The sequence below is a fragment of the Aestuariivirga sp. genome (genome assembly GCF_044238155.1).
GTDB lineage: Bacteria > Pseudomonadota > Alphaproteobacteria > Rhizobiales > Aestuariivirgaceae > Aestuariivirga.
In genome coordinates, this window is sequence record NZ_JBIIDX010000129.1 from 1 (window position 1) to 9,949 (window position 9,949).

10 protein-coding genes and 2 pseudogenes are annotated in these 9,949 nt (G+C 61.4%); 5 read left to right on the forward strand and 7 right to left on the reverse strand.

The genetic code is table 11. The features are described 5' to 3' along the window. Window positions 1-257: hypothetical protein (locus tag ACILRN_RS12930; protein WP_395688904.1), on the reverse strand; the 257-nt coding region annotated here is incomplete at its 3' end. Continuing rightward, the gene (locus ACILRN_RS12935) at window positions 254-1,225 is read right to left on the reverse strand and encodes a quinone oxidoreductase family protein (protein WP_395688905.1); all 972 of its coding nucleotides are present in this window, start codon (window positions 1,223-1,225) and stop codon (window positions 254-256) included. The genes ACILRN_RS12930 and ACILRN_RS12935, both read right to left, overlap by 4 nt. A gap of 74 nt (window positions 1,226-1,299) precedes the next feature. Here ACILRN_RS12935 and ACILRN_RS12940 point away from each other — a divergent pair, with 74 nt between their 5' ends. Then, window positions 1,300-2,475 carry an aminotransferase gene (locus tag ACILRN_RS12940; RefSeq protein ID WP_395688907.1) on the forward strand — a complete coding sequence of 392 codons (1,176 nt, stop codon included), beginning with the start codon at window positions 1,300-1,302 and terminating at the stop codon, window positions 2,473-2,475. A gap of 48 nt (window positions 2,476-2,523) precedes the next feature. On the opposite strand, the gene ACILRN_RS12945 is transcribed toward ACILRN_RS12940, so the two are convergent. Continuing rightward, entirely contained in the window at window positions 2,524-3,582 is a 1,059-nt protein-coding gene (locus tag ACILRN_RS12945) for a DUF2279 domain-containing protein (protein WP_395688909.1), read from the reverse strand. A 143-nt stretch (window positions 3,583-3,725) separates the two neighbouring features. On the opposite strand from ACILRN_RS12945, the gene ACILRN_RS12950 reads away from it, so the two are divergent. Next, window positions 3,726-4,109: a PilZ domain-containing protein gene (locus tag ACILRN_RS12950; protein WP_395688910.1), complete on the forward strand. Its 384-nt coding sequence runs from the start codon at window positions 3,726-3,728 to the stop codon at window positions 4,107-4,109. Window positions 4,110-4,141: 32 nt separating this feature from the next. Continuing rightward, on the forward strand, window positions 4,142-6,010 hold the full coding sequence (locus tag ACILRN_RS12955; RefSeq protein ID WP_395688911.1) for a methyl-accepting chemotaxis protein: 1,869 nt from the start codon (window positions 4,142-4,144) through the stop codon (window positions 6,008-6,010). Window positions 6,011-6,024: 14 nt separating this feature from the next. Here the strand turns inward: ACILRN_RS12955 and ACILRN_RS12960 are convergent, their stop codons facing one another. Beyond that, on the reverse strand, window positions 6,025-6,789 hold the full coding sequence (locus tag ACILRN_RS12960; RefSeq protein WP_395688913.1) for a DUF3108 domain-containing protein: 765 nt from the start codon (window positions 6,787-6,789) through the stop codon (window positions 6,025-6,027). A gap of 228 nt (window positions 6,790-7,017) precedes the next feature. Then, window positions 7,018-7,283: pseudogene (locus tag ACILRN_RS12965) on the reverse strand (3-methyl-2-oxobutanoate hydroxymethyltransferase); the annotation flags it as partial. Window positions 7,284-7,397: 114 nt separating this feature from the next. On the opposite strand from ACILRN_RS12965, the gene ACILRN_RS12970 reads away from it, so the two are divergent. After that, window positions 7,398-8,456, forward strand: coding sequence for a fatty acid desaturase family protein (locus tag ACILRN_RS12970; protein WP_395688914.1), 1,059 nt, complete (start codon window positions 7,398-7,400; stop codon window positions 8,454-8,456). Window positions 8,457-8,472: 16 nt separating this feature from the next. After that, window positions 8,473-8,784 (forward strand): MocE family 2Fe-2S type ferredoxin, encoded by a 312-nt coding sequence (locus ACILRN_RS12975; protein WP_395688916.1) that lies wholly within the window; start codon window positions 8,473-8,475, stop codon window positions 8,782-8,784. 32 nt (window positions 8,785-8,816) lie between these two features. On the opposite strand, the gene ACILRN_RS12980 is transcribed toward ACILRN_RS12975, so the two are convergent. Both ACILRN_RS12980 and ACILRN_RS12985 read right to left on the reverse strand, forming a co-directional pair. Beyond that, complete coding sequence (locus ACILRN_RS12980; protein WP_395688917.1) at window positions 8,817-9,266, reverse strand: MarR family winged helix-turn-helix transcriptional regulator; 450 nt, start codon at window positions 9,264-9,266, stop codon at window positions 8,817-8,819. Then, a pseudogene (locus ACILRN_RS12985) lies at window positions 9,259-9,949 on the reverse strand (twin-arginine translocation pathway signal protein); the annotation flags it as partial. The pseudogene ACILRN_RS12985 and the gene ACILRN_RS12980, both read right to left, overlap by 8 nt.

Below are 9,949 nucleotides of genomic sequence, written 5' to 3' on the forward strand. Positions count from 1 at the left end.
CAGAGCCCATAGTTGAGAAGGTAGTCAAGGTTGCGCTCATCAAGCGTCACCGCCCGCGCCAGGCTAGGCTCGGCAAGCTCGAAACGGCCAGATCCCTGCTGCATAATCCCGAGCGTATAGTGCGCGGGCGCAAGAAGCGGATGCGCTGCCACCAGCCGCCGCGCAAGGATCTCCGCCTCGCCGTGCCGGCCACGCTCGAGCAGTGCCTCGATCTCCCGCAGGGCCGGGGCTGCGCGCCCGGATGCGCCAGACGTCATGGAAGGAGAACCGTCGTGCCCATCGTCCTGCGCGCTTCGAGGTCACGGTGCGCCTGTACCGCATCCGACAGCGCATAGCGCTGGTTGACCGGAATCTTCACCTTGCCGCTTGCCACCATGTCGATGAGGTCAGCGGCCGTTTCGCGCAGATCCTCGTCGGTGGCGGTATAGGTCATCAGCGTTGGCCGGGTCACATAAAGCGAACCCTTGGCCGAGAGGAGACCAAGGTCCAGGGCCTTGACCGGACCGGAGGCATTGCCGAAACTCACGAGGAGGCCGCGCGGCCGCAGGCAATCGAGAGAGGCCATGAGCGTTGCATGCCCAACCCCGTCGTAGACAACGGGAACGCCCTTGCCGCCGGTAATATCACGTACACGCGCCACCGTATCTTCAACCGAATAGTTGATGACGTGGTCACAGCCATGGGCGCGTGCCGTTGCCACCTTTTCGTCCGAACCCACCGTGCCAATCACGGTTGCGCCGAGCGCCCGCGCCCACTGGCTCAGGATCAGCCCGACACCACCTGCCGCCGCATGCAGCAGGATGGTGTCGCCGGGCATCACCTTGTAGGTCGCGCGCAACAGATAGCGCACCGTCATGCCCTTGAGCATCATGCCCGCAGCCGTTTCATCCGAAATCGCCGCTGGCAGCTTGGTCAGGCGGTTGGCGGGCAGATTACGCATCTGCGCATAGGCACCAATTGGCCCGGTGCCGTAGGCGATACGATCTCCCGGCCGGAGACCGCTGACAGCTGGCCCCACCTCCTCCACAACGCCTGCTGCCTCCAGCCCGAGGCCTGAGGGCAGCGGGACGGGATAAAGACCGGAGCGATGATATGTATCGATGTAGTTGAGGCCGACCGCCGTCTGCCGCACGCGAACCTCGCCGGGGCCAGGCGCACCCACCTCGACATCCTCCCAGGTCATTACCTCGGGCCCACCCGTCTGGCTGAACCGGATTGCTTTCATGCTTGCACCTCCCGGCGGAGACCGGCATCTTCCGGCACAACCGCAATCAACGACTTTCCGCTTGGTGCCTCATCATGACCTATGCCGTCAATCCCGCCGTCAGCCGCATCGAGGCGCCACCGATCATGGAGGCGCAGGGCTGGGTGCGGCCGGGTCTGCGCAATCGCAAGCTCCTCAACCTCTGCCAGGCCGTTCCAAGCTGGTCCTGCGCGGAGGAACTCAATGACGAGGTTGCGCGACTTGCCCATAAACCGGGCATCAGCCTTTACACCGACATCTACGGAATCCCGGAGCTGCGTGCAGCGATTGCAGCGCATTTCTCGGCCGACTATCAGGGCGAGGTCGAGGCTCATCAGGTATGCGTGACGGCGGGCTGCAACCAGGCCTTCGCAGCCGCCCTCATGGCGATCACCTCGCCGGGCGACAATGTCGTCGTACCGGTGCCCTATTTCTTCAATCACACCATGTGGCTTGGCATGCTGGGGCTCGAAGCGCGCTACATCCCCGCCTTTGGACCAGCTTCGGCCGAGCCCGATCCACAGGACGCCGCCAGGCTGATCGATGCCAGAACACGCGCCATCGTGCTGTGCTCGCCCAACAACCCCACCGGCGCGATCTACTCTCCGGCCGCCATCCAGGGCTTCTTCGAGCTGGCCCGGAGCCGCGGCATCGCACTTGTCATGGATGAAACCTACAAGGATTTCCGACCTGGATCAGCCCCCGCGCATGGGCTATTCGCCACCCCCGGCTGGGAGGATGCCTTCATCCACCTCTATAGTTTCTCAAAGGCCTATTCGATGACGGGCTATCGGGTCGGGGCGATCACTGCCAGCCGGCGGGTGCTGGCTGAAATCGAGAAGATCATGGATTGCCTGGCAATCTGCACCTCGCATCTCTCCCAGCGCGCTGCACTCTTTGCGCTCACCAGCCTCGAGACCTGGAAACAGGGCAAGCTCGCCATGATGCGCAACCGGCTTGAGTCGCTGCGGTCTGCCTTTGCACGCGACGATCTACGCTACGAGCTCGTGAGCTCCGGGGCACTGTTTGCCTATGTCAAACATCCGTTCACGGATGAACCGGCCAAGCAAGTGGCAATGAGGCTGGCCGGGGAGCACGATCTTCTCTGCCTTCCTGGCTCGATGTTCGGGCCGGGCCAGGAGCGGTATCTGCGCATCGCGTTTGCCAATGCAGAGGCCTCCGACATGCCGACGCTGGCGGCCCGGCTGGTCGAAAGCCAAAAAGAACGCTGACGACCAAAACGACCGAACCGACCTGTTGCGATCTGGCCGGCGTTCGCTTTAGCGTGTTGCGGTCGGGATATAGGTGTAGGGGATCTGGAGATACTCGAATGCGCGGCTGGCAGCGAGGCCGGGCAGCGTATCTCGAACCTCGGGCGCCTCTCCGAGCAATTCGTTGAGGTTCACGCCAACAGCCAGATAGGGCTCGCGCCGCTGGTCGACACCGGCATCACGCTCGGCGTCGGTGTATCCCTGGGTGAAATAGCCCGCCTGCAGTTCGACGAAGCGGAGCGGCGTTTCCTCGAATTCCTCAAAACCCGACAGCTTGAGCGCCAACACATATTTCTGGCCGGCATAATCAGTGAAGGGCGCGAAGCTTGAATAGTCGGACTGGATGTATTCCATGCGGAAATCGAGCCGGTTGGCCAGTTCCGGCACGGTGTTGCGCAGGAACGAGAACCCCACACCGACGCCATCCGCGATCAGGTCTTCATAGGAGAAGCCATGACCGCCGGAGAAGCCATCAAAAAACTCGATATAGGTCATGAGACCCATGCTCAGGATCGAACCCGTGACGATTGCGCCATCGGCATCGGCAACCTCATGGCCGATGCGCTGGGAGAAATATTCCGTCAGAAGATAGCCGGTGAAGGCATGGCCAAGCTTGTCCATACCGCCGTATTTCGTGTCCTCGCCGAACCAGCCCTCGTTCTCGAAGTGGAAGCCCGACGAACCCCACTCCCAGTTGCTGAGGCCGAATGCGGTGGTCAGGCCATAGACCGCAACGATGTCCCATTTGATGGCCATCGACTGATCCCAGAACACGGCGGCGTTGAAGTTGTCGTAGGACGAAACGTCGACCTTTTCGAGATTATACTTGAAGGCATCGATGAAATCGCTGGGGCCGGAGGCGGGTTCAACAACAACGCGGTCTGTCTTGGTCAGCTCGCGCAACTCCTCCGCGGAGAGCACCACTTCGTCGCCAAGCGGCATGAAGGGCTGCAGCGCGGCCAGATCGAAAGCGCCCTGAACCGAACCAAGCGCACTATCCGCGTGACTGGGGCCTGCCGACCCCAAGCCAAGCAGCAGCACAACGCCTGCTACACCCTGCCTCACCATGGATTGGTTCTAGCGGAAAGCCCCGAACCCTCCAAGCCTGATTCTGAGTCGATCTCGAAGCCATGAACAGCCTGTTTTCCCACAAGCTTGGGGCAATCTAACCTCCCTAGCCTGCAGACCCGAGCAGAAGGCAGGAGCGCGCCATGACCCTCGCATCCCGCGGGTCGAGCCCAGTGCAGACCCCGCAAGTCCTTGATCAGCGGCGAAGATCCGAGCGCCGGGCGTGCAATCTGCACGCCACCATTGTAACCCGCCACGGTGAAATCCGCGGCCGGATCGATAACCTCTCCGCGGGTGGTGCGGGTATTTCGACCGATCCGGTTGTATCGCTCCGGCCCGGCGAAAGCTTTCTGCTGCGCAGCGAGCAGCTGGGCGAAATCCCCTGCATCGTGCGCTGGGCCACGCATCCGCGCTTTGGTGCGGAGTTCGCGGTGACGGGACAGGCGCTGGCCGCCGCGTTCCAGGTCTATGACCAGCTGCGATCAAGTGCCGACGGGACAGACCACGCTCACGGCTCCTCACTTTAACTCCAACCACAGCCACACACAGCGGACACACGATGAAAAAGAGCTTCTTTACGATTCAGCGCCTCATGGTTGCCTTCGGGCTGGTCATCGCGGGCCTCATGGCCTTTCTAGCAATCCAGACCTACTCGTCGATCAGCGACATCCGGATCGGCAGCAGCTCGTATGACCGCATCGTTCAGGGCAAGGATCTGATTGCCGACATTCTGCCCCCGCCGCTCTATCCAGCCGAGCCCTTCGCCTACATGCACATCATCGAGGGCAACCCCTCTGTCCTCGGCAAGATCAGCGAGCGCCTCGACACCATCGAGGCCGACTACCGCCGCCGCATGAATTACTGGAAGGAGTCGATTGCCAGCCTCAACATCATGAGCGAAGCAGAATGGGCCGAATTCGGCAGCGAAATGGAGCGCCGCAATGAGAGCTTCTGGAAAGTCTTCCGCGGAGAGCTCATTCCGGCCGTGCAGCGTGGCGACAATACCGATGCAGTCGTCAACCGGCTGAATGCCGAATTCCTCGACTTCGGCTTCTACATGTCCGCCAAGGCCGCAGAGATTGGTGCCAAGGCCGCCGAAATCGAGAAGACCAGCATCACCCGCTCCGACTCAGATCTGAGCCTGGTAACCGGCTTCAACATCGGCATCGCCATCGTGATCATGCTCATGCTGATTGCCGCACACCAGTTCGTGGTGCGCGCCATCACCGCCATTTCCGGCACCATGGCAAGGCTGGCGGGCGGACAGCTCGAGGAGAGCGTGCCCCATGCCACACGTGGCGACGAGGTTGGCGAAATGGCCCGTGCCCTCGCCGTGTTCAAGGACCAGGCCTTGCAGAACCGCCGCAACGAGGAAAACTCGCAGCACATCATCTCGGTTCTGGGTCAGGGGCTGGAGAACCTCGCCAAGGGCAATCTCACCTATCGCATCGACCAGCCCTTCCCGGATGGGCTCGACAAACTGAGACAATATTTCAATTCGGCCGCAGACAGCCTTACCGATACCATCAACACCGTGAAACGCGGATCGTTCGGCATCAAGTCAGGCACCGAGGAAATTGCCCAGGCTTCCGACAATCTGTCGCGCCGTACCGAGAACCAGGCCGCCAACCTGGAGGAAACCGCCGCCGCGGTGGCCGAGATCACCTCGACCGTCAAGAAGACGGCCGAGGGCGCCCAGCATGCGCGCAACATGGTGACCGCCGCCAAGGAGGACGCCGACCGCAGCGGTGTGGTGGTCAAGCGCGCCGTGGAGGCCATGCAGGGGATTGAAAAATCATCCCATGAAATCACCCAGATCATCGGCGTCATCGACGAGATTGCCTTCCAGACCAATCTTCTCGCCCTCAACGCCGGCGTCGAGGCGGCACGGGCTGGCGAGGCGGGCCGTGGCTTTGCCGTCGTGGCCTCCGAGGTGCGGGCGCTGGCCCAGCGCTCTGCCGAGGCGGCCAAGGAGATCAAGGGAATCCTGTCGACCTCGCGCGACCAGGTGCAGGAGGGCGTACAGCTTGTCGCGGAAACCGGCACGTCGCTGCGCCAGATCATCGAGCGGGTCAACGAGATCAACGGCATCGTCACCGAGATCGCGCGCAGCGCCGAGCAGCAGGCCACAGGCCTTCAGGAGGTGAACACCGCCGTCGACCAGATGGATCAGGTCACCCAGCAGAACGCCGCGATGGTGGAGGAGGCAACCGCCGCCACCCGAACCCTCACCCAGCAGTCGAGCGAACTTGCCCAGATCGTGTCACGCTTCACCACGGCCGCCAGCGCCATGATCGCGCAGGCGGAGGAAGCGGCCCGCGAAGCCCACAAGCCCGCCCCACGCGCACCCGCGCGCAAGCCGAAAATGGCAGCGGCCGGGGCAAGCGCACGGGCTGAAGCAGGCGATGGCGGCTGGGAGGAGTTCTGAGCCCGCGGGCGGCCTCAGTGTGTAGCCCGCAATTTATGGGCATAGGCACGGAATGGCAGGCCCTTGATGGTTCCAGAGACCTCCACGGGCAGCCACAGGTCGCGGCCCGAGGGCAACTTGCCGACCGGCGCAAAGGATACGTCATAGCTGTCGCCCGGGACGTTGCGTTCCTTGTCGCGGCCTGCCACCGGCGTCCAGCGCACCTCGCAGATCTGACCCGGGCCCTGATAGACCTTGCCTCCGTCGATCTGGTTCCTGCCCTTGTCGGTCAGCACCAGCTCGAACACATCCCGGCCGTCGAAAACCTGGTGTACGGACGGACAGGGCGCATCACCGGCCGTTCCGATGCGCAGCACTGCGGTAATCGGATCCGTGACGCTGCCATTGAGCGCCCGCTCGACACTGGCGCGAAGCTCGGGCTTGTTAATGGGCGGCTCATAAGACAACCCGCCAGAATCACTCCATCTGAGCAAATTCTCGCGTCGCTTCTTGTCTCTTTCGCGTGCCATCTGGAAACGCACCGGCTGCGTGCCTGAGGCGTCCAGCCTGCTCTCGCCCTCGGCCTCGGCCGAATATTCCGAAAAAATGCGGCTCAAACCCTGGGACTCGATCTTTGCGCGGCTATGGATCGTATCGGCCCCCAGTTCGAGGGCAAAATCGATGCTTGAGAGCGTCACCGGGCCGACATCAACCCTGTAGGCCACCGACAGGTCGGCAGCCGCCAAAGGCAGCGTGGCGATTGCCGTAAAAACCGCTGTCAGACCGATTGTTCTCACCATCTGCATCATTCCCGAGGCCAAGTTCAACCCTACCGTGGAAAGCTGTTTATCTTCACACTCTTTGGCGAGAGTGTGTTGAATATGCGGCTGATCGCCGGAAACAGGAGGCCTGGCCTCCCATTCCATCCGAAACGGAACGAACAAGCGCAGGCGATTGGCCAAACCTGCCTGGGTCACACGGCTCAGACCAAGCGGCACCGGGCCAGTGAGCCCAGCATGGCATCAGCGCTTGGCGTGCCGCGGCACATGGCCAGTATTGCTGCCCAGAACGTCACAGGCAAAAAGATACTGGCAGTCGCCACCGGCTCCGCCCCCATCGATACAAGAAAAAGCGAAGTATGCTTCGAGACCTCCGCGGTCACCTCTGGCGGCACCACTTCAATCTCGACGCCGAAGGCGCCGGCCCCCTCGTAGCGCTTGCAGCGCTCATAGACTTGCATGGCGCTCGCGGCCGTTTTGCCGACCGCCCTGAAGCCACCCGTCCAAGTGCACTTAAGCCGGGTGTCCGAATGATGCAATATGATGGTTTTTGCCATAGAACACTTGTTCAAGGCGACTTGCGGCATTAGCCTGTCCGGCATTCGCAATCGCCATGAATGTGAACCACCATGCCGACTCCTCATGACTACAGCCTGACCGGTCCCAACAGCCGCACTGCGATCGAGCGGGGGCTTGCCAATGCCGAATGGTATCGTGTCCCCATACCGCGCGCGCGAATGAAGGAGTTGATGAAACGCAGCGATGGCCCGGCAATCCGCGACACCCTGATCTGGGTAGCGGCATTCCTCGTTACCGGCGGTCTTGCGGTCCATTTCTGGCCAGGTGCGTGGTGCATCCCCTTCTTCATTGCCTATGGCGTGCTCTATGGCTCCTCGAGCGATTCACGCTGGCATGAATGCGGCCACGGCACGGCCTTCAAGACGGCGTGGATGAACAACGTCATCTACAACATCGCCTGCTTCATGATCATGCGCGAACCCACCGTCTGGCGCTGGAGTCACACGCGTCATCACACCGACACCATCATCGTCGGCCGTGATCCCGAAGTTGCGGTGATGCGCCCCACGGTGATCCTGAAGGTGATCCTGATGTTCTTTGCGGTTCCGCAGGTGTGGGGCGAAATCAAGAGCATGCTGCGCCACGCCGCGGGCCGTCTCACGCCAGATGAGGCAGACTTTATTCCAGAGGCCGAGCGCGCCAAGGTCTACCGCACGGCGCGCATCTGGCTTGCCATTCACCTCGCGGTGGTCGCTGTGTCGCTTCTCTGGGGCACAATCCTGCCAATGCTGCTCGTGGGCCCGCTTCCCACCATGTATGGCGCCTGGGTGCATATCATGACCGGCCTGACCCAGCACACGGGCCTGCCCGAGAACGTGCTCGACCACCGTCTCAACTGCCGCACCGTCTACATGAACCCGGTTCTGCGATTTATTTACTGGAACATGAACTATCACGTCGAACATCACATGTTTCCGATGGTGCCCTATCACCGCCTGCCCGAACTTCACGAAGAGATGAAGGCCTTCTGCCCGCCCGCCTATCCCAGCGTGCTGGCTGCCTACCGCGAGATCATTCCAGCCATCATCCGGCAGGCGCGCGAGCCTGACTGGTCGATCAGCCGCCCGATCCCGCCTGCCTATCCGGTCCAGCCCGCCCCAGCCGAATGAGTGGAGACGCCTGATCATGTCCAACTGGATTGAAGCCTGCGCCGTGGGCGATATTGCAGAAGAAGACGTGATGCGTCTTGATCATGCCGGCAAGACCTTCGCGATCTTCCGCTCGCCGGACAACAAGTACTATGCCACCGACGGACTCTGCACGCACGAGAAGATCCACCTTGCCGATGGCCTTGTCATGGACAACATCATCGAGTGCCCGAAGCACAATGGCCGCTTCGACTACCGCACGGGCGAAGCCAAGGGCGCGCCCGTCTGCATCAATCTCAAGACCTATCCCGTGAAAGTGGAGAACGGCAAGGTGATGATCGGCATATGATCTGAGGACATATGCTCCAGCATTACGGCGCCTCAGGAACCACGCTGGCTGTCAAGATAGGCTCGCATCTCGGAAAGCAAAGGAAGCACCCTTCGTATTGCATCGGAAGGAAAGCGCTCAGCCATTCTTGAGAACTCTGGTTCCAATCGTGCAATGGCGGCATCGCGGACGCGGCGGCCTTTCGCCGTGAGCATGACGCATTTGGAGCGCCCGTCATCGGGATTGGGCACCATGCTGATGAGCCCGCCTTCAACAAGACCCGAAAGCGTGTGGGTCATTGTTGCCTTCGGCACCTGAAAAGCGCGCGCGATCTCGAGTGGTGTGCGGCCATCACCAAGCCTGACGAGATGGTTCAGGACTCCAAAATGGGAGGCCAGAAACCCGCTCGGAAGCGCTGCTTCCAGGATTCTCCCCGAAAGCTGGCTGATGATTGTGATCTCAGTGAAGAACGAGAAAAATGCCTTCGATGTGTCTTCAGTCACGAACAATCTTCGCTTCCAGAGGCCAACGCGGGCTCGGCGGCACGTCAGGGCCGTATCCGATCCGCGCCAACATCTGAACGGTTCCACCCTCCGGCGCAAGCCTGCTGTGAACGTTCATGCGGAGAACGGACATCTCGGGATATTCCTGAAGGGCCTGACTGAGCGGCTGGGTGCCAAGACCCAGGCTTGTGGCAGCCAAGTTAACGCGCAACCAGTCGGCCCCCGCCGCGATCTGATCCCGCCGGGAGTTCGTTCCGGTAACTAGCCAGACATGGCCCATCGCCGTATCCGCATTCGCATAGACAGCTTCAACTCCAGCCGTGTAGGCAGAGGACGAAGGGTCCAGAGCCGTTTCCCGGGAAAACAATCCAAGCAATGCCAATGTCTCGAACAGCGGACCGGTAAAGTCGATACCATCCGGGTTGGCATCAACTTCCCGAAAACCAATTCGAAAGACATCAACGCTTTCCCGATAGGTTCGGGGGGTTTCGAGTTCAATGCGCAACGCTTCACGCGTCAGATCCCGGAAACTTGCAATGTCTTCAGTGGACACGGACCCCCCGAACCGGGAGCCTGACACCGCGCTGGCGGCAAGAGTTTGCAGTAGCGCAGCCTCGACTGGCTTGTTCGTGTCGTAAGGCTCTTTGAGGGAACGACGGGAAAGAACACTCGAGAACAGAGGA

Coding starts and splice junctions, on each gene's coding strand:
- ACILRN_RS12975 (WP_395688916.1), top strand. CDS start 8,473: ATGTCCAACTGGATTGAAGCCTGCGCCGTGGGCGATATTGCAGAAGAA.
- ACILRN_RS12955 (WP_395688911.1), top strand. CDS start 4,142: ATGAAAAAGAGCTTCTTTACGATTCAGCGCCTCATGGTTGCCTTCGGG.
- ACILRN_RS12960 (WP_395688913.1), bottom strand. CDS start 6,789: ATGGTGAGAACAATCGGTCTGACAGCGGTTTTTACGGCAATCGCCACG.
- ACILRN_RS12950 (WP_395688910.1), top strand. CDS start 3,726: ATGACCCTCGCATCCCGCGGGTCGAGCCCAGTGCAGACCCCGCAAGTC.
- ACILRN_RS12940 (WP_395688907.1), top strand. CDS start 1,300: ATGACCTATGCCGTCAATCCCGCCGTCAGCCGCATCGAGGCGCCACCG.
- ACILRN_RS12935 (WP_395688905.1), bottom strand. CDS start 1,225: ATGAAAGCAATCCGGTTCAGCCAGACGGGTGGGCCCGAGGTAATGACC.
- ACILRN_RS12945 (WP_395688909.1), bottom strand. CDS start 3,582: ATGGTGAGGCAGGGTGTAGCAGGCGTTGTGCTGCTGCTTGGCTTGGGG.
- ACILRN_RS12970 (WP_395688914.1), top strand. CDS start 7,398: ATGCCGACTCCTCATGACTACAGCCTGACCGGTCCCAACAGCCGCACT.